The organism is Massilia putida, from assembly GCF_001941825.1.
In the GTDB taxonomy this organism is placed as follows: Bacteria; Pseudomonadota; Gammaproteobacteria; order Burkholderiales; family Burkholderiaceae_D; genus Telluria; species Telluria putida.
This window is the reverse complement of record NZ_CP019038.1, coordinates 2,820,701-2,844,683: the sequence shown is the minus strand read 5'-3', so window position 1 is coordinate 2,844,683 and position 23,983 is coordinate 2,820,701. Positions and strand designations below refer to the sequence as shown.

At 65.1% G+C, this 23,983-nt stretch carries 24 protein-coding genes and 1 other RNA gene; 10 read left to right on the top strand and 15 right to left on the bottom strand.

Translation table 11 applies throughout. The annotated features are described in order from the left end of the window. Positions 1–10 precede the first annotated feature (10 nt). Positions 11–406: a VOC family protein gene (locus tag BVG12_RS14935; protein ID WP_075793083.1), complete on the top strand. Its 396-nt coding sequence runs from the start codon at positions 11–13 to the stop codon at positions 404–406. A gap of 45 nt (positions 407–451) precedes the next feature. Here BVG12_RS14935 and BVG12_RS14930 read toward each other — a convergent pair whose 3' ends face one another. Then, a complete protein-coding gene (locus BVG12_RS14930; RefSeq protein ID WP_370662844.1) occupies positions 452–1,234 on the bottom strand; it encodes a sulfite exporter TauE/SafE family protein in 783 nt (260 codons plus the stop codon). 261 nt (positions 1,235–1,495) lie between these two features. Then, on the bottom strand, positions 1,496–4,219 hold the full coding sequence (locus tag BVG12_RS14925) for an alpha-1,6-glucosidase domain-containing protein (RefSeq protein ID WP_075793082.1): 2,724 nt from the start codon (positions 4,217–4,219) through the stop codon (positions 1,496–1,498). 205 nt (positions 4,220–4,424) lie between these two features. Here BVG12_RS14925 and BVG12_RS14920 point away from each other — a divergent pair, with 205 nt between their 5' ends. The 3 genes from BVG12_RS14920 (at position 4,425) to BVG12_RS14910 (ending at position 8,221) form a co-directional block, all read left to right on the top strand. Then, positions 4,425–6,053 (top strand): alpha-amylase family glycosyl hydrolase, encoded by a 1,629-nt coding sequence (locus BVG12_RS14920; RefSeq protein WP_075793081.1) that lies wholly within the window; start codon positions 4,425–4,427, stop codon positions 6,051–6,053. A gap of 1 nt (position 6,054) precedes the next feature. Beyond that, the gene (glk, locus tag BVG12_RS14915; protein ID WP_075793080.1) at positions 6,055–7,917 is read left to right on the top strand and encodes a glucokinase; all 1,863 of its coding nucleotides are present in this window, start codon (positions 6,055–6,057) and stop codon (positions 7,915–7,917) included. Between the two features lie 109 nt (positions 7,918–8,026). Then, entirely contained in the window at positions 8,027–8,221 is a 195-nt protein-coding gene (locus BVG12_RS14910; RefSeq protein ID WP_075793079.1) for an AraC family transcriptional regulator, read from the top strand. 131 nt (positions 8,222–8,352) lie between these two features. Here BVG12_RS14910 and BVG12_RS14905 read toward each other — a convergent pair whose 3' ends face one another. The 4 genes from BVG12_RS14905 to groES all read right to left on the bottom strand — a co-directional run bounded on the left by BVG12_RS14905 (position 8,353) and on the right by groES (position 11,431). Continuing rightward, a complete protein-coding gene (locus BVG12_RS14905; RefSeq protein WP_075793078.1) occupies positions 8,353–8,802 on the bottom strand; it encodes a hypothetical protein in 450 nt (149 codons plus the stop codon). An 86-nt stretch (positions 8,803–8,888) separates the two neighbouring features. Next, a complete protein-coding gene (locus BVG12_RS14900) occupies positions 8,889–9,305 on the bottom strand; it encodes a hypothetical protein (protein ID WP_075793077.1) in 417 nt (138 codons plus the stop codon). A gap of 155 nt (positions 9,306–9,460) precedes the next feature. Continuing rightward, positions 9,461–11,104, bottom strand: coding sequence for a chaperonin GroEL (groL, locus tag BVG12_RS14895; protein ID WP_075793076.1), 1,644 nt, complete (start codon positions 11,102–11,104; stop codon positions 9,461–9,463). A 36-nt stretch (positions 11,105–11,140) separates the two neighbouring features. After that, the gene (gene groES, locus BVG12_RS14890) at positions 11,141–11,431 is read right to left on the bottom strand and encodes a co-chaperone GroES (RefSeq protein WP_075793075.1); all 291 of its coding nucleotides are present in this window, start codon (positions 11,429–11,431) and stop codon (positions 11,141–11,143) included. 366 nt (positions 11,432–11,797) lie between these two features. Between groES and BVG12_RS14885 the strand changes: the two genes are divergently transcribed. From BVG12_RS14885 to BVG12_RS14870, 4 genes are all read left to right on the top strand, one after another. Next, complete coding sequence (locus BVG12_RS14885) at positions 11,798–12,025, top strand: hypothetical protein (RefSeq protein WP_075793074.1); 228 nt, start codon at positions 11,798–11,800, stop codon at positions 12,023–12,025. Further along, the gene (locus BVG12_RS14880; RefSeq protein ID WP_075793073.1) at positions 12,022–12,333 is read left to right on the top strand and encodes a cell division protein ZapA; all 312 of its coding nucleotides are present in this window, start codon (positions 12,022–12,024) and stop codon (positions 12,331–12,333) included. Before BVG12_RS14885 ends, BVG12_RS14880 begins: the two co-directional genes overlap by 4 nt. A gap of 44 nt (positions 12,334–12,377) precedes the next feature. Further along, positions 12,378–12,558: non-coding RNA, 6S RNA (gene ssrS, locus BVG12_RS14875), on the top strand. 64 nt (positions 12,559–12,622) lie between these two features. After that, positions 12,623–13,084 carry an EVE domain-containing protein gene (locus BVG12_RS14870; protein ID WP_075793072.1) on the top strand — a complete coding sequence of 154 codons (462 nt, stop codon included), beginning with the start codon at positions 12,623–12,625 and terminating at the stop codon, positions 13,082–13,084. A 40-nt stretch (positions 13,085–13,124) separates the two neighbouring features. Here the strand turns inward: BVG12_RS14870 and lgt are convergent, their stop codons facing one another. Next, positions 13,125–13,937 (bottom strand): prolipoprotein diacylglyceryl transferase, encoded by an 813-nt coding sequence (gene lgt / locus BVG12_RS14865; protein ID WP_075793071.1) that lies wholly within the window; start codon positions 13,935–13,937, stop codon positions 13,125–13,127. Position 13,938: 1 nt separating this feature from the next. Beyond that, on the bottom strand, positions 13,939–14,904 hold the full coding sequence (locus BVG12_RS14860; RefSeq protein WP_075793070.1) for a LysR family transcriptional regulator: 966 nt from the start codon (positions 14,902–14,904) through the stop codon (positions 13,939–13,941). Between the two features lie 117 nt (positions 14,905–15,021). On the opposite strand from BVG12_RS14860, the gene ilvD reads away from it, so the two are divergent. Continuing rightward, positions 15,022–16,707, top strand: a complete 1,686-nt coding sequence (gene ilvD, locus BVG12_RS14855; RefSeq protein ID WP_075793069.1) for a dihydroxy-acid dehydratase — start codon at positions 15,022–15,024, stop codon at positions 16,705–16,707. A gap of 211 nt (positions 16,708–16,918) precedes the next feature. Here the strand turns inward: ilvD and BVG12_RS14850 are convergent, their stop codons facing one another. Continuing rightward, the gene (locus BVG12_RS14850) at positions 16,919–17,143 is read right to left on the bottom strand and encodes a TIGR04438 family Trp-rich protein (protein WP_075793068.1); all 225 of its coding nucleotides are present in this window, start codon (positions 17,141–17,143) and stop codon (positions 16,919–16,921) included. A 175-nt stretch (positions 17,144–17,318) separates the two neighbouring features. Between BVG12_RS14850 and BVG12_RS14845 the strand changes: the two genes are divergently transcribed. Continuing rightward, on the top strand, positions 17,319–17,633 hold the full coding sequence (locus tag BVG12_RS14845; protein WP_075793067.1) for a c-type cytochrome: 315 nt from the start codon (positions 17,319–17,321) through the stop codon (positions 17,631–17,633). Positions 17,634–17,832: 199 nt separating this feature from the next. On the opposite strand, the gene BVG12_RS14840 is transcribed toward BVG12_RS14845, so the two are convergent. The 6 genes from BVG12_RS14840 to folD all read right to left on the bottom strand — a co-directional run bounded on the left by BVG12_RS14840 (position 17,833) and on the right by folD (position 23,706). Continuing rightward, a complete protein-coding gene (locus BVG12_RS14840) occupies positions 17,833–18,969 on the bottom strand; it encodes a branched-chain amino acid ABC transporter substrate-binding protein (protein WP_075793066.1) in 1,137 nt (378 codons plus the stop codon). A 91-nt stretch (positions 18,970–19,060) separates the two neighbouring features. Then, positions 19,061–19,453 (bottom strand): DUF2486 family protein, encoded by a 393-nt coding sequence (locus tag BVG12_RS14835; RefSeq protein WP_075793065.1) that lies wholly within the window; start codon positions 19,451–19,453, stop codon positions 19,061–19,063. Next, positions 19,450–19,875, bottom strand: coding sequence for a DNA polymerase III subunit chi (locus BVG12_RS14830; RefSeq protein WP_075793064.1), 426 nt, complete (start codon positions 19,873–19,875; stop codon positions 19,450–19,452). Before BVG12_RS14830 ends, BVG12_RS14835 begins: the two co-directional genes overlap by 4 nt. A 177-nt stretch (positions 19,876–20,052) precedes the next feature. After that, complete coding sequence (locus BVG12_RS14825) at positions 20,053–20,685, bottom strand: glutaredoxin family protein (RefSeq protein WP_075793063.1); 633 nt, start codon at positions 20,683–20,685, stop codon at positions 20,053–20,055. 5 nt (positions 20,686–20,690) lie between these two features. After that, on the bottom strand, positions 20,691–22,778 hold the full coding sequence (locus tag BVG12_RS14820) for a M3 family metallopeptidase (RefSeq protein WP_075793062.1): 2,088 nt from the start codon (positions 22,776–22,778) through the stop codon (positions 20,691–20,693). Positions 22,779–22,848: 70 nt separating this feature from the next. After that, positions 22,849–23,706: a bifunctional methylenetetrahydrofolate dehydrogenase/methenyltetrahydrofolate cyclohydrolase FolD gene (gene folD / locus BVG12_RS14815; protein ID WP_075793061.1), complete on the bottom strand. Its 858-nt coding sequence runs from the start codon at positions 23,704–23,706 to the stop codon at positions 22,849–22,851. Positions 23,707–23,983 lie beyond the last annotated feature (277 nt).

The following is a 23,983-nucleotide window of genomic DNA, read 5'->3' as shown; positions in this document are numbered from 1 at the left end:
GAGGTCGCGCATGTATCTTCCTACAGGCTTTAATACCGTAACACCTTATTTTTTCGTTAAGGATGCTGAGCAGTTCGTTGCGTTCCTCGTGAATGGACTGGGAGGAACGGAAGTGCAGCGTAGCGTGCGTCCGGACGGCCGTATTGCAAACGTGCAGGTTCGTATCGGCACATCCACAGTGATGGCCAGCGAAGCGGATGGACGATACGGTCCCATGCCGACCGCCTGCTACCTTTATGTCGAGGATGCCGACAAAGCGATGGAGAAAGCACTTGCCGCGGGAGGCAGTCTGGAAATGGCAGTGGCCGATATGCCTTATGGCGATCGGCAAGGCGGCATAAAAGACCCTGAAAACAATATTTGGTGGATCTCACAGCGGCTGGTGCAGGTCCCTTACTCTTCGTAAAGGAACGCTGACCGTGTCATTGGCGAACGGCGCCGGCGCGCGCAGTCAGCGCGGCGCCAACAGCATCGCCGCCGCAGTCCCCAGCAACACGATGCAGAACAGCAGGCGCAGGCGCGCGGCGGGCAGCTTATGCGCCAGCAGCACGCCCCAGGACACACTGAATACGCCGCCCACCGCCATCGGCAGGCCGACCGACCAGCTGACGTTCCCGCCCTGGGCATAGGCCAGCAGCGCGACCAGCGCGCCCGGCACGACGAGGGCCAGCGCCATGCCTTGCGCGCGCGTTTGCTGCATGCCGAACAGGCTCACGAGCGCCGGCACGACGACCAGGCCGCCGCCCACCGTGAAGATGCCGGACATGCCGCCGCTGGCGATGCCGAGCAGCGGCAACGCCAGGCGCGGCATCGGTTGGGCCGCCTCTTGCGATGCGCCCGCCCGCTTGCGCGACGGCGCGCCGAAGTACAGCGCCAGCACGATCAGGAACACGGCGAACGCGGTGTGCAGGCCGCTCGCGCTGATGCCGGCGGCGAGGCGCGCGGCCAGATAGCTGCTGGCCATCGCGAACAGGGCGATCGCGGCGACGGCGCGCAGTTCGATGTGGTGCTTCTGGTGGTAGCGCCAGAAGCCGATCAATACGTTCGGTGCGATCATCACGAGCGCCGTGCCCTGGGCGAGGTGCTGGTCCATGCCGTACAAATAGCCGAGGACGGGGATGGCGATGAGACCCCCGCCGATGCCCAGCAGGCCGCCGGCCACGCCGAGCACGGCGCCCAGGCCGAGATTGAAGACGCAAGCGAAAAACAGATTGTGCACGTGTGGACCCGGCAAAGCCCGAAGTATAAATGGTTTAGTGAATCGCCTTGCGCAGCAGGTCGCGCACACGATCGTCGCGGCGCCGCCGATGCGGGTCGAGGCCGACAGGATCGCCACGTCGCCGGTGTCACCGAGGCCGCCGTGGTAGGCCGTCACGATGCCCGATCCGCACGACTTGCAGACGCACCGCTGCATCGTGCTGATCGACTTCCTCGTCGAGTGGTTTCAGCGCGGCGCGGCCTGGACACGGCCGCGTCGCGAAGCCATGTAGCCGGCTCAGTCCTCGACGAACACGACGGCCGTGCGCGGTGGGATCGTGAATGCCCCCGTCGCGCCGTCGAACGTGGCCTGCGTCGCGCGTTTATCGGCCACGTGGTCGGACAGGAACACCGGATGCAGGTGCAGTCGCTTGCCGACGGCGTCCGGATCGGTCACCGTGTGCCCGACCTTGTCCACGTTGATGAAGTAACTTACACCCGCGAAGTTGGCGCCGGCCAGGCCGTGGCCGTCCAGGTGGGCGGCGGCGACGGTCGGGATCTGCGTGCCGCCCGTGTTGAAGAAGCGCAGGCGCTGCCTGATCTCCGCGGCCGTCGGCAGCCGGAACAGGGTGGAACTGGCGCGGATGGCGAGCAGGTCGCGGAACGCATCGCGCGCGAACGCGATGTCGGCCGGTGCTGGCTTGATGGCCGCGTCGGCCAGCAGAGGTTTCATCAGCGGCCAATCGCGGCCGTTGTCGTCCGCTGGCGGCAGGCCGCTGCCGAAGTGGTTGTCGCGATACGTCCAGTCGATGCGGTTGAACCAGTCGCCCGAATTGAAGCTGTTGCGGTCCAGCGATTTCGAACGCAGCACGTCGATGCCCGCGTGGTAGTAGGCGACGCCCTGCGCGAACGCGTCGACGGCCATGCCCAGCACCTGCACGCGCGCCCGTTCCTGGCTGTTTGTGGCCAGCGGCAGCTTGAACACGTCGATGTCGAACAGGGTCTGGTTGTCGTGGTTCTCGACGTAGTTCACGACCTCGCCCGGCTCGCTTGCATAGCCGGCCGGCTGGCCGTTGTAGTCGATGGCTTCTATCCGTACGGTCTTGTCGTCGGACGTGTGCAGCGGGTACGAGCGGATCGAACCCGCGAGCCCCGCGCGCACGAGGTCCGCGGCCTTGAGCAGGTCGGCGGCGGGGCGCATGCCCGCGTGCGCGTTCGGATCGTAGACGAGGCCGTTGATCCAGCCCTGGCGGCTGAACATCGCTTCGCCCGAGTCGCCCGCGGAACCGCCGCGCACGGCGTCGCGCAGGCGGTCGTTGAAGGTGCCGATGCCGCTGCCGTTCAGGGACAGCTGCGAGGCCTGCACGAAGCGCGCGCCATCCGCCACTTCGCCGAAGTTCCAGCCTTCGCCGATCAGCTGGACGTCGCGGCCCGCCGCCGCGTTCACCGTGCGCTGCAACGCCTCCATCACGGCACGCGGCTGGTGGCCCATCAGGTCGAAGCGGAACGAATCGACCTTGTACTCTTTCGCCCACAGCGCGACGGAATCGATCATCAGCTTGCCCATCATGCGGTGTTCCGTCGCCGTGTTGTCGCAGCAGGTCGAACGCTCGATCGCGCCGCTCGCGTTCAGGCGGTGGTAGTAGCCGGGCACGATGCGGTCGAGGACCGACTTCTCGTTCTGTCCCGCGATGAAGGTGTGGTTGAACACGACGTCCATCCCGACGCGCAGGCCAATGCCGTGCAGGCTTTGCACCATCTGGCGGAACTCGATGACGCGGCGCGCGCCGTCGGACGGATCGGTCGCATAACTGCCTTCCGGCGCGTTGTAGTGGAACGGGTCGTAGCCCCAGTTGAAGCAGTCCGTCTCCGCCGTGCGTTTCACGAGCGCCTGCTGCGTGTCGCCGTCGGGCGCGCCGGATGGTGCCGGCACCGCGCATGCCGTCTCGGGCACGCTGCCGATGTCGTACACGGGCAGCAGGTGCACGTCCGTCAGGCCGCTGTGCGCGAGCGCCGCGAGATGCTGCATGCCGCTTGACCCGGTGTCGGTGAAGGCGAGGTACTTGCCGCGATGCGCGGCCGGCACGCTGGCGTCGTCGCGCGAAAAATCGCGTACGTGCAGTTCGTAGACGACCATGTCGGTCTGGTTTTTCACCGTCTGCGGTGCCGGTGCCGTGTCCCAGCCGGCCGGTTTCAGGCGGGGCGAATCCAGGCGCGCGATATAGCTGCGCTTCGAATCCGTCGTCAGGCTGATCGAATACGGATCGGTGACGAGGTTGCGCACGATGCCCGCATCGACCGGCACGTCGACGGCGTATTTGTAGTACTTGCCGGTCAAATCGCCCGGCAGCGCTGCACGCCAGGCGCCCGTGCGGCGGTCGAACTCCATCTGGTAGACGGCACGCGCGCCGCCCGTGCCGCCGTTGTAGACGCAGACGGCGGCCTGTTGCGCGGTCGGCGCCCACACCGTGAAGCGCGTGCGGCCGGCATGGACGTCCACGCCCAGCTGCGGCAGGTCGGCCGCCGCGGCGTACAGATCGTCGAGGGCGCCGGCCGCCTGGATGCGCGTGGCGTCCAGCACATGGCCCGTCGCATCCTCGCGCACGAGCACGAGCTGGCCGCGGTGCAGGTCGGGCAGGGAGGCGATATCGTCGTCGCTCACGCGCAGCACCGGGCCGGCGGCCAGGTACTTGAAGCGCTCGGCGATTGCCGGCGGCACGGACTCGGAGAACGCATTCAGGCGGATGGCGCCGTCCGCGCCGCTCGCCAATCCGCCCGTGGGCGCGGCGATCGCGCCGCGCGCCGAGCGATAAAGCTTGAAGACGCCGTCGGCCGCGCTGCCCGGCCATGTCACGAGCCGCGCGTCGAGCCAGACGGCGCGCGCATCGAAGCGGGCCACCGCCGGGTGCAGGACGGTCTGGAAGCCTTTGTCGTCGCAGGCATCCGGGCCGATGGCGGCATGGACGGTGCCTGCCAGCAGAAAAAGAAGGAGGCCGGCGGCGTGGAAGGTCGTTCGTGTCATGGTGGTCCCGGCGAGTGTTTTGTTGGCGCGACAGGTTAACACTTTTTGATGTAGTTTGACTACCGAGCAAACGGATTCCGTTCTGTATGAAAATTCGCAAGTCAATGATTTAAATAGATATTCGCTCTAAAACCGGGTTTTTCATGCTGATTGTCATCGTGCCCCTGATCCTGTATATTGCGTAAAAATTACTAAAGGGACACCCATGACCGCTCCTTCGCACGACAAGAATCCGTGGTGGCGCGAAGCCATCATCTACCAGGTCTATCCGCGCAGCTATCTCGATACGAATGGCGACGGCGTGGGCGACCTGCCGGGCATCACCGCCAAGCTCGATTACATCGCCAGCCTGGGCGTGGACATCGTCTGGCTGTCGCCGTTCTTCAAGTCGCCGATGAAGGACTTCGGCTACGACATCGCGGACTACTGCGACGTCGACCCGCTGTTCGGCACCCTCGCGGACTTCGACGCGCTGATCGCGAAGGCGCACAGCCTGGGCCTGAAGATCATGATCGACCAGGTGATGGCGCACACGGCGGAGACCCACCCGTGGTTCGTCGAAAGCCGCTCCAGCCGCGACAACCCGAAGGCCGACTGGTATGTTTGGTCCGATCCGCTCCCGGACGGCAATCCGCCCAATAACTGGCTGTCGGTGTTCGGCGGCTCGGCGTGGCAGTGGGACAGCCGCCGCAAGCAGTACTACATGCACAACTTCCTCGTGAACCAGCCGCAGGTGAACTTCCATAACCCGCACGTGCAGCAGGCGCACCTGGATTCGCTGCGCTTCTGGCTCGAGCGGGGCGTCGACGGCGTGCGCATGGACGCCTGCAATTTCCACTTCCACGACCGCACCCTCCGCAGCAATCCGCCCGCCCTCGTGCGCGACACGTCGACCGTCACGGACGTGAACCCGTACGGCATGCAGGCCCACATCCACGACAAGACCCAGCCCGAGAACATCGCGTTCCTGCAAAGGCTGCGCAAGCTGCTGGACGAATACGGCGCCGTCGCGATCGGCGAAGTGGGGGCCGACGATTCGCTGGCCGTGATGGCCGACTACACGTCGGGCGGCGACAAGCTGCACATGGCGTACAGCTTCAACCTGTTGACGCCGCAGTTCTCCAGCCGCCACATCCGCCGCCAGGTCGAGGAATTCAATGCGCGCGTGAAGGATGGCTGGGCGTCGTGGTCGGTCGGTAACCATGACTCGATCCGCGTCGCCACGCGCTGGTCGAGCGGCGAGTGGACCCCGGCCTTGTCGAAGCTCGTGCTCGCGCTGCAGCTGTCGCTGAAAGGCACGCCGTGCCTGTACCAGGGTGACGAACTGGCGCTGCCGGAAGCGGACGTGCCGTACGAACTGCTGCAGGACCCGTACGGCATCACGTTCTGGCCCGAGTTCAAGGGCCGCGACGGCTGCCGCACGCCGATGCCGTGGACGAACGAGGCCCCGAATGCCGGCTTCACATCCGGCAAACCGTGGCTGCCCGTGCCGCCCGAGCACGTGGCCCTGGCCGAAGCAGGCCAGGACAAGGACCCGCAATCGACCTTGAACTTCGCGCGCAACATCATCAAGTGGCGCCGCACGCTGCCGCAGCTGACGCGCGGCGAGATCGTGTTCTTCGACGTGCCGGAACAGGCGCTCGCGCTGCGCCGCGACGAGGAGGGCCTGCCGTCCGTGCTGGCCGTCTTCAACGTGACCAATGCGCCCTTGAGCTTCGACTGGCCGGAAGCCGCGGGCGCGACCAAGCTGGAAGGCCATGGCCTGCCGGGCGACGTGGACGGCACGACGGTCACGCTGCCGCCGTATGGCGCGTGGTTCGGTAAGATTGCCTGATATGGAAGAACAACCGGACAATACCCGCACCGCGTTCGCCGACGGCGCGCGCCTGCTCGCCGACATCGGCGCGACGCACGCACGCTTCGCGCTGCAGACCGCGCCCGGCACCTATCGCTCGGTGCGCGTGCTGAAGTGCGACGACTTCACGGGCATCGTCCCGATGCTGCGCTTCTATCTCGACGAGCACGCGGACGCGCGTCTGCACCACGGCGCGCTCGCGCTCGCGAACCCCGTCGACGGCGACTACGTGCGCATGACGAACCGGCCGTGGGAGTTTTCCACGGACGCCGTGCGGCGCGAACTGGGCCTGGACACGCTGTTGATCGTCAATGACTTCACGGCGCTGGCGATGGCGATCCCGGGCCTGAAGGAATCGGACCTGATGCAGGTGGGTCCCGGCAAGCCCGTGCCGGGCGCCGTACTGGGCGTGCTCGGACCGGGCACGGGTCTCGGCGTCTCGGGCGGCATCCCGACCGTCGACGGCTTCGTCACGCTCGGCAGCGAGGGCGGCCACGTCAACTTCGCGCCCAGCGACGAGCGCGAGTTCGCGATCCTGCAGACCGCGTGGCGCGAATGGAGCCACGTGTCGAACGAGCGCCTGATCTCCGGCCCCGGCATGGAGATCATTCATCGCGCGCTCGCGGAACGCAACGGTGTCGAGGCGCCCGCGCGCACGTCGGCCGAGATCATCACCGGTGCCCTCGACGACCACGACCCGCTGTGCCTCGAAGTGCTCGAATGTTTCTGCGGCATGCTGGGCGGCGCGGCCGCGAACCTGGCGGTGACGCTGGGTGCGTTCGGCGGCATCTTCATCGGCGGCGGCATCGTGCCGCGCCTGGGCGAGTGGTTCAAGACGTCGCCGTTCCGCACGCGCTTCGAAGCGAAGGGCCGCTTTTCCAGCTACCTGTCCGACATCCCGACGTACGTGATCTCGACGCCGCACGTCGCGTTCGACGGCGTCGCGAACATCCTCTCGGAACACCTGCGCGGCCGCAGCGGCGGCAACACGCTGATGGACCGCATCCACAAGCTGCGGTCGGAACTGACGCCGGCCGAGCAGCGCGTCGCGAGCCTCGTGCTGGAACAGCCGCGCCTCGTGCTGAACGAACCGATCGCCGGCATCGCCAAGCTGGCGGACGTCAGCCAGCCGACCGTGATCCGCTTCTGCCGTTCGCTGGGCTTCCTCGGCCTCGCCGACTTCAAACTGAAATTCGCGAGCAGCCTGACGGGCTCGATCCCGGTGCGCCACAGCCAGGTGCGCGGCAGCGACAGCACGCACGATCTGTCGGCGAAGGTGATCGACAACACGATCTCGGCGATCCTGCAGTTCCGCGACCAGCTGGACGTGCGCGCCATCGATCGTGCGATCGAACTGGTGAGCCGCGCCAAGCGCGTGGAGTTCTACGCGATGGGAAATTCGCGCGTGGTGGCGCTGGACGGCCAGCACAAGTTCTTCCGCTTCCGCATCCCGACGGCGCTGTACGGCGATTCGCATCTGTTCAAGTTGGCGGCCGAGCTGCTGGGGCCGGGCGACGTCGTCGTCGCGATCTCGAGCTCGGGGCGTCTGCCCGACCTGTTGTCGGCCGTGGATGCGGCACGCGCGGCCGGTGCCGACGTCATCGCCATCTGCAACAGCCAGTCGCCGCTGGCGCGCCGCGCCGACGTGCTGCTGGCGGTGGATCACGCGGAGGACAGCACGCACTTCCTCGCGATGATTTCGCGGATCCTGCAGCTGCTCCTCATCGACATCATGGCGGTCGGGATCTCCGTCGACGTGCACCATGCGCGGGCGTTGCCGCCTGCGGCGACGGAGGGTGAAGGGGAAGGGCGCAGGGCGCTGATCTCCCACCTCGACAGCTAGCCAACGTCGTCCCCGCGCAGGCAGGGATCCAGGTTTTACGCGCTGTGGCGACACTGGACTTGGGGCCCCGCCTGTGCGGGGGGCGACGGTTTTGAATGCAGCGGTTTACTTGCGCGCTTCGATCTTCGGCAGGAACGACGCCAGCCGATATACCGTCCCGATCCCCGCCACGCGCGGCGAGAGCGTGGGCACTATCGCGCAATCTCTCGGCTATGCGAGCCCGAACGCGTTCACGAGCATGTTCCGCAAGCTGCCCGGCAAGACGCCGCAGCATTACCTGGCCGAGTGGCGGGAGCGGGCGTGAAGGGATGAGGGGAGGCGCCGCCGACCGGGGGAGGAGTGGCGCCACCGTCCACGCGGCGTGAACGGTGACGCTGCACGGTCAGCGGCAGCGACCACGATAGACGCGTCGGATTGGGGCTGGTTTGTGTCCGATCAACCCGACTTCAGTTCGACGTTGCGGATATTGCGCCGCCATTCGGACAGCGACTGCACGGTGTCGTTGTCCAGGTCCTCGACGAGGATCTCGTCGCCCTGGTGCGCCACGAGGAAGCTGGCGCGGCGGTGCACGTTCTGCTTGCGGTCTTCCACGAAGCTCAGCTGGTAATACTTTTTCCCCTCGATGATGCGCGGGTTCGGGTCGTCTTCGATGACGGCGCCGTGGGCCGCGCCGTGCGAGCGCTTTTCGATCTGCTCCGACCACGTCTTGAGTTCCGGCAGCGCCATCAGTTCGGCGATCGCCTGGTCGCGCGTGCGCGTGGGCACGGCCGGCGCCTGGACGACCGCCGGCTTCGGCGGCGGCGCCGGTTTTTCGCCCTTGCAGGCGGCGAGCGCGGCCACGGCGAGGAGGGCGGCGCTCAGCAGGCGGACGGGGCGTGCGGACATGTTGGCGAGTTGGAAGGGAAAGAACCAGTCTAAACCAACTGGTGTCACCCGGCAACTTGGCGCTTGCGGCCGCCCCGGCCTTGCCCTCAGTCCGTCGCCTGCAAACCGTGCTCGTCGCACCAGCGGCGCAGCGCGGCCTTCGTTTCTTCGCTGCGGAAGCGTTGCCACGATTCGGTGGCGCCGCGCTCGTCGAGTAGGCGCGCGTAACCGTCGGTGTCGTTGGCGTCGAACAGTGCGCGGATGGCCGCCTGGTCGCCCGCCAGATGCGTGGCGGCGAAGCGCAGCACCAGCGGATCGCCGATACCAAGCGTGCTGGCGGCCGGCACGACGACGTAGTCATGGCCGGCGTCGCTGCCCGCGTCGGCCGGCACCGGCGCTTCCTCGTCCATGTAGTCGTCGTTGAGCAGGTGGATCATGCCCGTCGCGCGCGCGACGAGCGCCTTGGCGCCGTCGTCGACGACGAGGGCCGCGTGTTCGAGTTCGTCCAGATTGACTGCCGCCATGGTGACTGCCTCCGTGTCGTTCGATGGCGTCAGTATGCAGCGCCTGCGAGCGCGGGCTCGCACGCTTGCCGCGCAAATAAAAAATCCCGCAGGGCGCGAACCCTGCGGGATTTTTGTGAACGGTGCCGGCGCAATGCCGGCAGCCTGTCCGGCGATTACATCATGCCGTCCATGCCCATGCCGCCCATGCCGCCCATGCCGTGGCCGCCGGCTGCCGGCTTGTCTTCGACGATCTCGGAGACCATGCAGTCGGTGGTCAGCATCAGGCCGGCGATCGAGGCTGCGTTCTGCAGTGCCGAGCGGGTGACCTTGGCCGGATCCAGCACGCCCTGTTCGACCATGTCGCCGTAGGTGCCGTTGGCGGCGTTGTAGCCGTAGTTGCCCTGGCCGTTGATGACGGCGGCGACGACGACCGACGGCTCTTCGCCGGCGTTCTGGACGATCATGCGCAGCGGCTCTTCCATTGCGCGCAGGACGATCTTGATACCGGCTTCCTGGTCAGGGTTGTCACCCTTGATGTTCAGCGCGGCACGGGCACGCAGCAGGGCCACGCCGCCGCCCGGGACGATGCCTTCTTCGACGGCAGCGCGGGTGGCGTGCAGCGCGTCTTCCACGCGTGCTTTCTTCTCTTTCATTTCGACTTCGGTCGCGGCACCGACGCGGATCACGGCAACACCGCCGGCCAGCTTGGCCACGCGTTCCTGCAGCTTCTCACGGTCGTAGTCCGAGGTCGCTTCTTCGATCTGGATGCGGATCTGCTTGACGCGCGCTTCGATCGCTTCGGCGGCACCGGCGCCATCGATGATGATGGTGTTTTCCTTGCCGACTTCGATGCGCTTGGCCTGGCCCAGTTCGTTCAGCGTGACCTTTTCCAGGGTCAGGCCGACTTCTTCGGCGATGACCTGGCCACCGGTCAGGATGGCGATGTCTTCCAGCATGGCCTTGCGACGGTCGCCGAAGCCCGGGGCCTTGACGGCGACGGTCTTCAGGATGCCGCGGATGTTGTTGACGACCAGGGTCGCCAGCGCTTCGCCTTCGATGTCTTCGGCGACGATCACCAGCGGACGGCCGGCCTTGGCGACTTGCTCCAGCACCGGCAGCAGATCACGGATGTTCGAGATCTTCTTGTCGCACAGCAGGATGAACGGGTTCTCGTGGACGGCGACCTGCTTGTCCGGGTTGTTGATGAAGTACGGCGACAGGTAGCCGCGGTCGAATTGCATACCTTCGACGATGTCCAGCTCGTCGTTCAGCGACTTGCCGTCTTCGACGGTGATGACGCCTTCCTTGCCGACTTTTTCCATCGCCTCGGCGATGCGCTCGCCGACGGACGAATCCGAGTTGGCCGAGATGGTACCGACTTGGGCGATCTCTTTCGAGGTCGTGGTCGGCTTGGCGATCTTCTTCAGTTCTTCGACGGTGGCGGCGACGGCCTTGTCGATGCCGCGCTTCAGGTCCATCGGGTTCATGCCGGCGGCAACGAACTTCATGCCTTCGCGCACGATGGCTTGTGCCAGCACGGTCGCGGTGGTGGTGCCGTCACCGGCGTTGTCGCTGGTCTTCGAAGCGACTTCCTTGACCATCTGCGCGCCCATGTTCATGAGCTTGTCTTTCAGCTCGATCTCTTTGGCGACCGAGACACCGTCCTTGGTGACGGTCGGGGCGCCGAACGAACGTTCCAGCACGACGTTGCGGCCTTTCGGGCCGAGGGTGACTTTAACTGCGTTGGCCAGGACGTTGACGCCTTCGACCATCTTGGCGCGTGCTACGTCGCCGAACACTACATCTTTAGCTGCCATATTTATTTCTCCAGATTCAGGAAGTTATTGGACGGATTACAGGGCCACGACGGCCATGATGTCTTCTTCGCGCATGACCAGCAGCTCTTCGCCGTTGACCTTGACGGTCTGGCCCGAATACTTGCCGAACAGGACGCGGTCGCCGACTTTCACTTCCAGCGGACGGACGTTGCCGTTCTCTTGCACTTTGCCGTTACCGACGGCCAGCACTTCACCTTGGTCCGGCTTCTCGGCCGCCGCATCGGGGATGATCAGGCCGGATGCAGTCTTGGTTTCCTGGTCGAGACGCTTCACGATCACGCGATCGTGCAATGGGCGAAGGTTCATGCAAAACTCCTTTTGGTTGATTTGACAGGCTATTCCTAAGGTCCGCAGCGGACCATTTCTGGAATCGGCTCGCTGCGGGTAGAAAGGTTTGTTAGCACTCTCCACTAACGAGTGCTAATTATAGGGACGATAATTTAGCATTTCAAGCCACTATGTTCGGGTTTTAACGGACTTTTTTGTGGTTGCTCAACCGGGCATGCCGGTTTGGGACAATGCGGACGCGCACCGCATGGGCGTTCCAGGCGGTGGTTGATAAATGCATAAGCATATGAGAGTAACACCGATTCGAGCGGACGGGGCGCACGATCGACGCCACGCGCACGCGCGCCTGTTGACGAAAAATTCAAGACGATCCTATAGTTACGGATGATTTCCGAATTCCAAGACCTCTCCGATAAGATCGACCGGCTCGCCCAGTTGACCCAGGCGCTGCGCAGCGAGAACTATCTGCTGCGTCAGGCGAACACCTTGCTCAGCGCGGAAAACGTCGACTTCAAGAACCGGCTGATCGCGGCCCAGCAGCGCGTCGAAGCCCTGCTGGCGCACCTCGAACCCGCGCCCGAAACCACCGACGACGCGGAGACCGCGCAATGATCCAGCTGGACGTAACCATCATGGGGCAGCCGTATCGCCTGGCCTGCCGCGACGGCGAAGAGAAAACCTTGCGCGAGGCCGTGGCCTATCTCGACGGCAAAATGTGCGCTTTGCGCGACTCCGGCAAGGTCAAAGGCACCGACCGTATCGCCGTCATGGCGGCGCTGTCGGTGGCGGCCGAATTCCTGTCCGTGAAAGCGCCGCAAGGCCCGCTGGCGGACATGACGATCCTGGAAGTCAAGCAGAAACTCGAGGCGATGCACACGGTGTTGGATGCCGCACTCTCGGCCGACGAAAACCCGGCCTGAGGCCAAAAACGTTTGACATGCCCGTCCATCGTAGTAAACTGCCGTCTACCCTGCGGTGTTCGAGATTTGCCATATATTCCTTGAACCATTCATTCGCATAGGTTGTGGAACATGTTTGGTGGGCGCGATCGTCGCTAGTCCGACGAACCCGAAATTGAACTGACTGCGACCACCTTGAGCCGTTAGGTTCGGGATGCCGGCAAAAACGGCACAGGCGGGGATAAACACACGAGCGGTTGCGGACCACGAGGTCGCAACCGCTTTTTTTTTATTCGATGGAGTGCCGCGCATGCGTTACTGGTTGATGAAATCCGAACCCGATGAAGTGAGTTTCGCCGACGTGATCAAAGCGCCCGGCAAGACGGTCGCCTGGTTCGGCGTGCGCAACTACCAGGCCCGCAATTTCATGCGCGACCAGATGCAGGTGGGCGACGGCGTCCTGTTCTACCACTCCAGCTGCGCCGTGCCGGGCGTGGCGGGGATCGCGAAAGTCGCCAGCGCGGCGTATCCGGATGCGTCGCAATTCGAGCCAAGCAGTCATTATTTCGATCCGAAGGCGACGCAAGAACAGCCACGCTGGATTTCCGTCGACGTGACGGCGGTGGCGGAAGGACGCTATCTGCCGCTGACGGAAATGCGCGGCGTGCCGGAACTGGAAGACATGGTGCTGCTGCAGAAGGGGAGCCGGTTGTCGATTTCGCCGGTGACGAAAGGGCAGTGGGATAAGGTGCTGGAGTTGATGGGCGTGTGAAGGTGGGCACCCCGTGCCCACCAATGCATTCGTATGCCTGCTACGCGTGCACCGCCCGCTTGTTCGCATCCGAATACGCCCACCCCAGCATGATCAGTCCCGCCACGATCATCGGCAGCGACAACACCTGCCCCGACGTGATCGGCAATCCCATCACATGCGTCTCCCAATCGGGCACGCGGAAATACTCGGTGAAGAAACGCGCGCAGCCGTAGAGCAGCGTGTACAGCGCACCCACCGCGAGACGCGGGCGCGGCTTGCGCGCGAACAGCCACATGATCACGAATACGAGGACGCCGTCCACCAGCATCTGGTACAGCGGCGACGGATGGCGCGGCCCTTCGACGCCCGGCCACAGCATCGCCCACGGCAGGTTCGGATCGGCCAGGCGGCCCGGCAGTTCCGCGTTGATGAAATTCCCCAGGCGCCCGCACGCATAGCCGATGGGGACCATGGGCGCGATGAAATCGTACACATCGAGCAGGTTGCGGCCGCGCTTACGGGCCCACAGCGCCATCGCGATCAGCACGCCGATAAAGCCGCCGTGGTACGACATGCCGCCGTGCCACGTCATGAAGATTTCGGCCGGATGCGAGAAGTAATAATCCGGGCGGTAGAACAGCACTTCGCCGAGGCGCCCGCCGATCACCACGCCCAGCATCCCGTAGAACAGCATGTCGTCGAGGTCGGTGTAGGTCCAGCCTTGCGCCTGCACGTGGGCCTGCGTCTTGATGCGTACGCGGCCCAGCAGGATGAACAGGGCAAAAGCGACCACGTACATGATCCCGTACCAGTGGATCTCGACGGGGCCGATGCTGAAGGCGACCGGGTTCGGTTGCGGGTGAACGAGCATATTAGATAGTCCTCAATAGTTCCAGGAAGCCCTTGAGCACCGGCGAAGGGTTATCGCGGCGCCATGCGATGCCGGTCTCGACCAATGGGGTCGCGTCGGCGAGGGCACGGTATTCTACGCCGGGGCGCATCAGGTTCGACACGGATTGTGGCACAAGTGCTAACCCCATGCCGGCCGACACGAGGCTGACGATGGTCTGCATCTGGATCGCCTGCTGCCCGATCGCCGGCGTGATGCCCGCCGCGCGGAAGCACGACAGGATGGCATCGTGCAGGGCGGGCGAGATCTCGCGCGGGAAAATGATCAGCGGCAGATGCGGCAAATCCTGCAGGCGGACGGGCGCGCCCAGGTGCGGGCCGAGCGGCGGCGCCGCATCGGCTGCCGCCCGCGTGCGCGTCGCGCGGGCACGCGGGCGCGGGACCGCCGGCAGCGCGAGGCCGGCCGGCGCGCACAGGATCAGCGGCTCGTCCAGCACCTTCATGTAATCGAGTTCCGCGCGCGCGCGGTCGGGCAGCGGTGGAATCAGCAAACCCGCGTCGATGCGCCCGCGCAGCAGCTCGTCGACCTGCACGTCCGACGTCGCTTCCTGCAGGGAGAGTTGCACGCCCGGATAGCGCTCGCTGTAGCGGCGCAGGAAGGGCGGGAGCACGCTGTAGTCGGCCGACGTGATGAACGCGAGCGCGAGCCGGCCCGCTTCTCCGCTGGCCGCGCGCCGCGCCAGGTCGGGCAGCAGGGCCGCTTCGGAGAGGATGCGGCGGGCCTCGGGCAGCAGGGCGCTGCCGGCCGGCGTCAGCGCGACCATGCGGCGGTTGCGCAGGAATAGCGCGGTGCCGAGGCCATCTTCCAGCGCGGCGATGGCCTGCGACAGCGGCGGCTGCGTCATGTGCAGGCGCGCGGCGGCGCGGCCGAAGTGCAATTCCTCGGCCACGGTGACGAAGTAGCGCAGCTGGCGCAATTCCAGGTTCATCGATATGAGTGACATGTCTGTGATTGGCGCAGCATATCAGAAGCACGCCTGACGCCCCATTTGACGCGGGCTTGGCCGCGCGGCATGCTGGAAAAATCGTCCCATCAGGAGCCGACCATGCCCGACCAGCCGCGCTACAACCGCCGTTCCCGCCATGTGACCGAAGGCGTTGCCCGCAGTCCGAATCGCTCGATGTATTACGCGATGGGCTACCGCCAGGAGGATTTCGACAAGCCGATGATCGGCATCGCCAACGGCCATTCCACGATCACGCCCTGCAATTCCGGCCTGCAGAAACTGGCCGACGTGGCCATCGCCACCATCCGCGATGCGGGTGCGAATCCGCAGGTGTTCGGCACGCCGACCATTTCCGACGGCATGTCGATGGGCACCGAAGGCATGAAGTTCTCGCTGATCTCGCGCGAGGTGATCGCCGACTGCATCGAAACGTGCGTCAACGGCCAGTGGATGGACGGCGTCGTCGTGATCGGCGGCTGCGACAAGAACATGCCGGGCGGGATGATCGCGCTGGCGCGCACGAACGTCCCCGGCATCTATGTGTACGGCGGGACGATCAAGCCGGGCCACTGGAAGGGCAAGGACCTGACGATCGTGTCGGCCTTCGAAGCGGTGGGCGAATTCACGGCGGGGCGCATGAGCCAGGAGGATTTCGACGGCATCGAACGCAACGCCTGTCCGTCGTCCGGATCGTGCGGCGGCATGTACACGGCGAACACGATGTCGTCGTCGTTCGAGGCGCTCGGCATGTCGCTGCTGTACTCGTCGACGATGGCCAATCCCGACGACGAAAAAGTCGGATCGGCGGCCGAGTCGGCGCGCGTGCTCGTGGAAGCCGTCAAGCGCGACCTCAAGCCGCGCGACATCATCACGCGCGAGTCCATCGAAAACGCCGTCGCGCTGATCATGGCGACCGGCGGCTCGACGAACGCCGTGCTGCACTACCTCGCCATCGCGCACGCGGCCGAGGTGGAATGGTCGATCGACGATTTCGAGCGCGTGCGCCGCAAAGTGCCCGTGATCTGCAATCTGAAACCGTCGGGCGAATACGTCGCGACGGATCTGCACAAGGCGGGCGGCATCCCGCAGGTCATGAAGCTGCTGCTGGACGCGGGCCTGCTGCACGGCGACTGCATCACCATCACGGGCCGCACGCTCGCCGAGGAGTTGGCGAACGTGCCGTCCGTGCCGCCGGCGGGACAGGACGTCATCCGGCCGCTGGACCGCGCGCTGTACGACGAAGGCCACCTGGCGATTTTAAAAGGGAACCTGTCCCCGGAAGGCTGCGTGGCCAAGATCACGGGCCTGAAGAATCCCGTGATCACGGGCCCGGCGCGCGTGTTCGACGACGAATACAGCGCGATGGACACGATCCTCGCCAATAAGATCAACCCGGGCGACGTGCTCGTGCTGCGCTACCTGGGGCCGCGCGGCGGTCCGGGCATGCCGGAGATGCTGGCGCCGACGGCGGCGCTGATCGGCAAGGGTCTGGGCGAATCCGTGGGGCTGATCACGGATGGCCGGTTTTCCGGCGGCACCTGGGGCATGGTCGTGGGGCATGTGACGCCGGAAGCGTTCGAGGGCGGCACGATCGCGCTCGTGCAGGAAGGGGACTCGATCACGATCGACGCGCACCATCAGCTGATCCAGCTGAACGTGCCGGACGACGAGATCGCCCGCCGGCGCGCGGCCTGGGTGCGTCCGGCGCCGCGCTACACCCGCGGCGTGCTGGCCAAGTTCGCGGCGCTGGCGCAGCCGGCCAGCAAGGGGGCGGTTACCTGCTGAGTTTGGGGAACGTCATTCCCGCGCAAGCGGGAATCCATGCTGAGCCGCGGAACTCGAGTACGTCGCAGGAACGCACCGCTACCGACTTCGGAATCTCGGTATGGATCCCCGCTTGCGCGAGGACGACGGGGTTCATCCGTCGAGAGAGCATGCCACATACGCCACACGGCATGTCTGGCAATGCGCGTGCCGCGCTAAGCTCCCGGCTGCGTCATTTGCGCTTGCCGAAGCTCTGCTTCACGCGTTCCTTGCGGCGCTTCTCGTCGAGGTTGTGGGCCTTGCGCTTGTCGAGGCCCAGCATCTTTTCGATGAATTCGAACCAGATGAAGGCGACCACCATCAGGGCGACGATCCACCACCAGGACAGTTCGGCAAAGCGCCAGACCTCGAAGAAACGCAGCACGACGAGGACGGCAATCAAGAGGATCAGGGGCATATCGGCATTCCTTTCAAGCGGCCATGTTACAACAGTAGTGCCGTAAAGCAACGGAATACTGCCATCTGGTCAACCACATTCTGTATCATCCGTTACTGATTATGTCCATGCCGCTGCTGGCTGGGAAACACGATAGAATCTAATTATTAGAAATGCCCCAACTGGAGAATACGTGATGAAACGTTCGTTGATGTTGTTTGCTGCAGTCTCTGCCCTGGCTTCCACCGGCGCCTTCGCGCAAGACGCGGCCGCCCTGGCGAAAGCGAAGAATTGCATGGCTTGCCACTCCGTGCAAACCAAGCTGGTCGGCCCGGCCTACAAGGACGTCGCCGCCAAATACGCTGGCCAGAAAGATGCCGAAGGCAAGCTGGTCGCGAAGGTCATGAAGGGCGGTTCGGGTGTCTGGGGTCCGGTCCCGATGCCGGCCAACCCGCAGGTCACCGAAGCGGAAGCGCACACGCTGGTCAAGTGGGTCCTGTCGCAGAAGTAATCCCGCGGTTCAAGCCGAAAAAAAAGCGCGCCATGCATCAGCAGGCGCGCTTTTTTTCATGGAACGTAGGTGGGGCATTTCAAGCCGGGCTTGCAATGCGTGCCCACGCGTAGCGCCAACATACCGCAAACATGCGCGTGGGCTCGTTTCATTTGAGGCCCGGCCTCAAATGCCCACCTTACGCGTGAAATGATTGCAATTAGCGGATCACGTCCAGTTTCGTCCGCTTGCCGCCTTTATAGGTGAACAAGGTCAACGCACCATCCTTGATGTCGCCGTTCGCATCGAACTGGATCGTGCCGGTCACGCCCTCGTACTTGATGTTCTTGAGGACCGGCAGGTATTTGGCGGGATCGGCCGACTTGGCGTCCTGCATGGCCTTCGCCATCACCATCACGGAATCGTAGACGTACGGCGCGTACAGTTGCACGTCCATATTGAACTTCTTCTTGTAGCGGGCACGGAAGTCGTCCATGACTTTTTCCTGCGGCCCCTTCACGCCGCCCGCTTCCGCGCAATACACGCGGCCTTCGCCGAGTCCGTCGCCGGCCAGGCGGCCCAACGCGTCCGTGCACATGCCGTCGCCGCCCATGAACACGGCTGTGATGCCGAGTGCCTTCATCTGCTTGAGCATCGGGCCCGCGACGGAATCCATGCCGCCGAAGAAGATCAGGTCCGGCTTCTTCGCCTTGATCGACGTGAGGATGGCCGTGTAGTCGGTGGCGGTCGCGCTCGTGAATTCGCGGCCGACGATCTTGATGCCCGGCTTTTTCAGGCCCTTCACGAACTCGTCCGCCACGCCCTGGCCGTACGTCGTGCGGTCGTCGATGATGGCGATGTTTTTCGCGTGCAGCGTGTCGATGGCGTACTTGCTCAGCGTGCTGCCCAGCTTGGCATCGCTGGCGACGACGCGGAACGCGCCCGGGAAGTGCTGGCGCGTGTAGACGGGCGCCGTCGTGGCGGGCGAGATCTGCACGATGCCGGCGTCGTTGTAGATCTTCGACGCGGGCACCGTGGTGCCGGAATTCAGGTGGCCGACCACGCCGTTGACTTTCGCATCGACGAGCTTCTGCGCCACCGCCGTGCCCTGCTTGGGGTCGGCGCCGTCGTCTTCGGAAATCAGTTGCAGCGTGGCCTTCTGGCCGTTCAGCGTGAAGCCTTTGGCGTTGAGCTCGTCGATGGCCATGCGCGCGGCGTTCTCGTTGTCCTTGCCGAGGTGCGCGCTGGGGCCGGAGATCGGCGCCACGTGGCCGATCTTGACGACCTGCTGCGCGCCGGCCGTGCCCGCGAAGGCGAGGGCGATGGCGAAGGGGATGAGTTTCGTAGTGACCTGCATGTTCTCTCCAGGAAGGATGTTATGTGCGCCAAGCAAAGTTACCCTAATTTACGGCGCACGGAAAGCGTTCCGCGGAGAGAATGACGCTGTATCAGCCGCGCGTGCGCAGATGCGCCAGCTCTTGCGCGACGGCGCGCGCGACAACTTGCTCGACGGTCACCTGCAGGCCGTCGCGCAATTCGGTCGCCAGCCGCGTCACCACGGCGTCGAGCACCGGAGCCATGCTGGTGCGGACCTGGTCTTCCAGTGCCAGTTCGACGCGGTCCTGCAGGCGGTCGAGCACGCGCGCGACGATGCGTTCCTCGAGCGCGCGCCAGGCGTCGTCGTCGAGTTCGCGCGGTGCGGCGACCGCCGGTTCGGCGCCGGCCGGTGCTTCGGCGGCCGGTGCTTCGGCCGCTGGCGCGGCCGCTGGCGCTGGCGCGGTCTCGGCCACCACTTCCGTCAGGACCGGGATGCTTTCGTCGTTGAAGGGAATATCGCTCATGACTGGCCCGCCACGAAGTGCGTCAACGGATACGACTGCTTCTTGTACGCGACGTAGCGCGCGCGGCCGGCGGCGGCGTCTTCCTCGTCCGTCGAGATGATTTCGAACACGCGCGCGAACCGTTCGAAGCCGGCCGGCGTGCGGCGCGTGAGGTTCACGAGCATGTCGCGGTGCGGCAGCTCGACCTGCTCGTCGGCCGTGACGATCACCGGCGTTTCCGGCGCGAGCGGATCGCCGGCCATCACGTGCGGGATGAAGTCGGTGCCGGACAGCGTCCACAGCGCCTCGTTCAGGGCGTCGGCCTGGGCCTGGCTGTCGGCCAGCAGGACGAGCTTCGCGTGCGCCGCGTACGCCTTGCGCGCGAGGCGGCAGGCGTAGCCGAGCTTGTCGGGGATGTTGGTGTGGAAGTCGATCCGGGTCATATCAAGGCGGAGAGAAATGAATCCGTCGTTCCCGCGAAGGCGGAAGAGTGCCCCCGGCACTCTTCCCCCAAGTTCGCATGGGCAGTCGACGGCGCGAAATCGGGCCCCTGCCTGCGCAGGGGCGACGTGCGTGGGCCGGAGGCCGGATAAGCATAACGTAACCCTCTCGCATGGCGCTCAGAACTGGAAATCCGGTGGCGTTTTTTTCGGCTGCGGCGGCTGCCTGGGCTGCTGCTGCTCGGCCTGCGCGGCCGCCGCATCCGGCGCCGGTGCCGCCGGCACACGCGGCAGCGGGGCCGGCAAGTTCGCGGGGGCGGCCGCTTCGGCGGCACCCGTCCGGTAGCCCGGCGGCAGCATCGTCTTGCGTGGATAAGACGCCGAATCGAGCGCTTCGTTCCACGCGGCGGCAGTAAAGCCGGTGACCTGGCGCCGGCCGACGACCAGCAGCGGCAGCTCGTCCTTGCCGCCGATGCTGTGCAGCTGCTGCTGGTCTTCCGGCGTGGTCACCGTCTTTTCCGCGAACGGGATGCCGCGTGCGCGCAGCAGGGCGCGGCCCTGGTCGCACGCGTCGCAGCGGGCCGTCGTGTACAAGGTCACAGGGTGGTTCTGCACGGCGCGTGCCAGTTCGTACGGCAGCGATGGCGCCGCGGCCTGCTGGCCGTCGGCACGCAGCACCTGCGCCTTGCCGCCGGCCGGCGGCCTGTCGCTGTAGTGGACGACGCCGGCCGCGTCTTTCCACTTGTACGTCTGGCCCTGCGCGGCGGCAGCCGCTGCGGCGGACGCGAGGGCGAGCGCGGCGACGGCGCGCATGGTGCTCAGGCCTGCATCCCGTTATGGCGCAGCAGCGCGTCGATGGTCGGCTCGCGGCCGCGGAAGGCCTTGAACGATTCGAGCGCCGGGCGCGAACCGCCCACGGCCAGGATCTCGCGGTGGAAGCGTTTTCCCGCATCAATCAGCAGCGATCCGTCGCCCGCTTGAGCGGCTTCCTCGAACGCGGCATACGCGTCGGCCGACAGCACCTCGGCCCATTTGTAGCTGTAATAGCCGGCCGCGTAACCGCCCGCGAAGATGTGGCCGAACGAATGCTGGAAGCGGTTGAACGACGGCGGGATCAGGACAGCGAACTTGTTGCGCACCTCGTCGACGAGTTCCTGCACGGTCTTCTGGCTGTTCGGGTCGAAGTCGTAGTGCAGGTGCATGTCGATCAGCGAGAACTCGACCTGGCGCAGCGTCTGCATGCCGGACTGGAAGTTCTTCGCCGCGAGCATCTTGTCGTACAGCGCGCGCGGCAGCGGCTCGCCCGTTTTCACGTGCGCCGTCATGCCTTGCAGGACGTCCCACTCCCAGCAGAAGTTTTCCATGAACTGGGACGGCAGCTCGACGGCATCCCATTCGACGCCCGAGATGCCGGACACGGACAGTTCGTCGACTTCCGTCAGCATGTGGTGCAGGCCGTGGCCGAATTCGTGGAACAGCGTCGTCACTTCGTCGTGCGTGAACAGCGAGGGCTGCAATTTGCCGTCGACTTCCGCCGGCGGCGTGAAGTTGCAGGTCAGGTAGGCGATCGGCGTCTGCACGATGCCGCCCGTGGTGAGCCTGCGGCCGCGCGCGTCGTCCATCCACGCGCCCTGGCCCTTGCCCGGACGCGCGTACAGGTCCAGGTAGAATTGGCCGATCAGCTGGCCGTTCTTTTCGATGCGATAGAAACGCACGTCCGGATGCCAGACGGGCGCGTCGTCCGGAGCGATCGTCACGTCGAACAGTTTCGAGATCAGGCTGAACAGGCCCGCGACGACCTTCGGCTCCGGGAAGTATTCCTTCACTTCCTGCGCGGAGAACGCGTAGCGCTTCTCGCGCAGCTTTTCCGACGCGTAGGCCACGTCCCAGGCCTGCATGTCGGCGATGCCCAGTTCATCCTTGGCGAACGCGCGCAGCTCGGCCAGGTCCTTCTCGGCGTATGGACGGGCGCGGCGCGCGAGGTCCTCCAAAAACTCGATCACGTGTTCCGGCGTCTCGGCCATCTTCGGTTCGAGCGAGACGTGGGCGAAACTCTGGAAGTCGAGCAGCTTCGCTTCCTCGTCGCGCAGTTTCAACAGCTGGGCGATATTGCCCGTGTTGTCCCATTTTTCCAGCTCGGAGAACACGGCGCCCATCTCGGACGCCTTGGTGGCGTTGGCGCGGTAGATCTGTTCGCGCAGCTCGCGCTTGTCGGCGAATTGCAGGATCGGGAAGTAGGACGGGAAGTGCAGGCTGAATTGCCAGCCCTGTTTGCCGTCGCGCTCCGCCGCGGCGCGCGCGGCCGCCTTGACGTCGTCCGGCAGGCCGGACAGATCTGCTTCGTCGGTGACGAGCAATTTATAGTCGTTGGTCGCGTCCAGCACGTTTTCCGAGAAGCGCGTCGACAGCTTGGCCTGCTCTTCCTGGATCTCGGCGAAGCGTTCCTTCTGCTTTTCCGGCAGCTCGGCGCCGCCGAGGCGGAAGTCGCGCAGGGCATTCTCGACGATGCGCTTGCGGGCCGGGGACAGGTTCGCGAAGTCGGCGCCCGCGCGCAGCTGCTTGTATTTATCGAACAGCGCCTCGTTCTGGCCCAGCTCCGTCCAGAACTCGGTGATCTTCGGCTGGTTCTCGTTATAGGCGGCACGCAGCTCGGGCGTGTCCATCACGTGGTTCAGGTGGTTGACGACGCCCCAGGCGCGGCCCAGGCGTTCCGTCGCTTCCTCGAGCGGGACGACGAAGTTGTCCCACGTGACCGCGCCTTGCGCCAGCGCTTCGGCCTGGCGCACGGCGTCGCGCGCCTCCGCGATCAACTGCTCGATCGCGGGCGTCACGTGCTCGGGACGGATCAGGTCGAACCGGGGCAGGCCGGAAAAGTCGAGGAGGGGATTGGTCGTTTCGGTCGTCATCTCTAGAATCCTTATATTCAATCTCACCGCCATCTTACCCGGGCCGGCCTTTTGAGGGCGTTACGCGCGCTTAGTTACGTTTCGCCACGCGCTCGGCCGACTCCAAGGTATTCATGAGCAGCATCGTGATGGTCATCGGACCCACGCCGCCCGGCACCGGGGTGATGTGGGAAGCGACTTCCTTGACGCTGTCGAAGTCGACGTCGCCGCACAGCTTGCCATCAATGTTGCGGTTGATGCCCACGTCGATCACGATGGCGCCCGGCTTGACCATATCGCCCGTCAGCGTGTTGCGGCGGCCGACGGCGGCGACCACGATGTCGGCCTGGCGCGTGTGGTAGCCCAGGTCCGGCGTACCGCTATGGCAAATGGTGACGGTGGCGTTCTGTTGCAAGAGCAGCAGCGCCATCGGCTTGCCGACCGTGTTGCTGCGGCCGATGACGACGGCGTGCTTGCCGCGCAGGTTGACGCCGGTCGTCTCGATCAGCTTCATGCAGCCGTACGGCGTGCACGGGCGGAAGCCTTCCAGGCCGGTCATCAGTTCGCCGGCCGACAGCACCGAGTAGCCGTCCACGTCCTTGCTGGTGGCGATGGCTTCGATGACTTTCGACGGGTCGATGTGCTTCGGCAGCGGCATCTGCACGAGGATGCCGTGGATGGCCGGATCCGCGTTCAGCGCGGCGATCCGGTCGAGCAGGGCTTGTTCCGAGAAATCAGCCTCGTACTTTTCCAGCACCGAGTGAAAACCGACGTCGCCGCAGGCCTTGACCTTGTTGCGCACGTAGACGTGGCTGGCCGGGTCGTCGCCGACGATGATCACGGCCAGGCCGGGCTTGTGGCCGGCGGCAGTGAGCGCGGCGGTGCGAGCGGCGATGTCGGCGCGCAGTTGTTGGGAAAGTTTGACTCCGTCGATCAGTTGGGCGGGCATGGCGGGGACTCGTGTGCTGGACAAAAACGAAATTATAAGCGCGCTACAGGTATCGCGCGCCGCTTGAAAGCGTTCGTTGTCATATTTATAGACGTGCCTGTGCGCAGAACGTCATCCCCGCGCAGGGGGATCCATGCCGACGACGTGCAGACGTTCCATGGATTCCCGCTTTCGCGGAAATGACCGATTCTTTATGCGCTTCACATAGTCGCATCCCACATTATGAAATTGAATATCATATTTTGAAAATTGCGTGCTCCACTGGTAGAATCGACAG

Excerpts from the sequence above, each read along its gene's own strand:
- BVG12_RS14935 (WP_075793083.1), top strand. The coding sequence starts at position 11 with ATGTATCTTCCTACAGGCTTTAATACCGTAACACCTTATTTTTTCGTT.
- BVG12_RS14925 (WP_075793082.1), bottom strand. The coding sequence starts at position 4,219 with ATGACACGAACGACCTTCCACGCCGCCGGCCTCCTTCTTTTTCTGCTG.
- BVG12_RS14920 (WP_075793081.1), top strand. The coding sequence starts at position 4,425 with ATGACCGCTCCTTCGCACGACAAGAATCCGTGGTGGCGCGAAGCCATC.
- glk (WP_075793080.1), top strand. The coding sequence starts at position 6,055 with ATGGAAGAACAACCGGACAATACCCGCACCGCGTTCGCCGACGGCGCG.
- BVG12_RS14905 (WP_075793078.1), bottom strand. The coding sequence starts at position 8,802 with ATGTCCGCACGCCCCGTCCGCCTGCTGAGCGCCGCCCTCCTCGCCGTG.
- BVG12_RS14900 (WP_075793077.1), bottom strand. The coding sequence starts at position 9,305 with ATGGCGGCAGTCAATCTGGACGAACTCGAACACGCGGCCCTCGTCGTC.
- groL (WP_075793076.1), bottom strand. The coding sequence starts at position 11,104 with ATGGCAGCTAAAGATGTAGTGTTCGGCGACGTAGCACGCGCCAAGATG.
- groES (WP_075793075.1), bottom strand. The coding sequence starts at position 11,431 with ATGAACCTTCGCCCATTGCACGATCGCGTGATCGTGAAGCGTCTCGAC.
- BVG12_RS14885 (WP_075793074.1), top strand. The coding sequence starts at position 11,798 with ATGATTTCCGAATTCCAAGACCTCTCCGATAAGATCGACCGGCTCGCC.
- BVG12_RS14880 (WP_075793073.1), top strand. The coding sequence starts at position 12,022 with ATGATCCAGCTGGACGTAACCATCATGGGGCAGCCGTATCGCCTGGCC.
- BVG12_RS14870 (WP_075793072.1), top strand. The coding sequence starts at position 12,623 with ATGCGTTACTGGTTGATGAAATCCGAACCCGATGAAGTGAGTTTCGCC.
- lgt (WP_075793071.1), bottom strand. The coding sequence starts at position 13,937 with ATGCTCGTTCACCCGCAACCGAACCCGGTCGCCTTCAGCATCGGCCCC.
- BVG12_RS14860 (WP_075793070.1), bottom strand. The coding sequence starts at position 14,904 with ATGAACCTGGAATTGCGCCAGCTGCGCTACTTCGTCACCGTGGCCGAG.
- ilvD (WP_075793069.1), top strand. The coding sequence starts at position 15,022 with ATGCCCGACCAGCCGCGCTACAACCGCCGTTCCCGCCATGTGACCGAA.
- BVG12_RS14850 (WP_075793068.1), bottom strand. The coding sequence starts at position 17,143 with ATGCCCCTGATCCTCTTGATTGCCGTCCTCGTCGTGCTGCGTTTCTTC.
- BVG12_RS14845 (WP_075793067.1), top strand. The coding sequence starts at position 17,319 with ATGAAACGTTCGTTGATGTTGTTTGCTGCAGTCTCTGCCCTGGCTTCC.
- BVG12_RS14840 (WP_075793066.1), bottom strand. The coding sequence starts at position 18,969 with ATGCAGGTCACTACGAAACTCATCCCCTTCGCCATCGCCCTCGCCTTC.
- BVG12_RS14835 (WP_075793065.1), bottom strand. The coding sequence starts at position 19,453 with ATGAGCGATATTCCCTTCAACGACGAAAGCATCCCGGTCCTGACGGAA.
- BVG12_RS14830 (WP_075793064.1), bottom strand. The coding sequence starts at position 19,875 with ATGACCCGGATCGACTTCCACACCAACATCCCCGACAAGCTCGGCTAC.
- BVG12_RS14825 (WP_075793063.1), bottom strand. The coding sequence starts at position 20,685 with ATGCGCGCCGTCGCCGCGCTCGCCCTCGCGTCCGCCGCAGCGGCTGCC.
- BVG12_RS14820 (WP_075793062.1), bottom strand. The coding sequence starts at position 22,778 with ATGACGACCGAAACGACCAATCCCCTCCTCGACTTTTCCGGCCTGCCC.
- folD (WP_075793061.1), bottom strand. The coding sequence starts at position 23,706 with ATGCCCGCCCAACTGATCGACGGAGTCAAACTTTCCCAACAACTGCGC.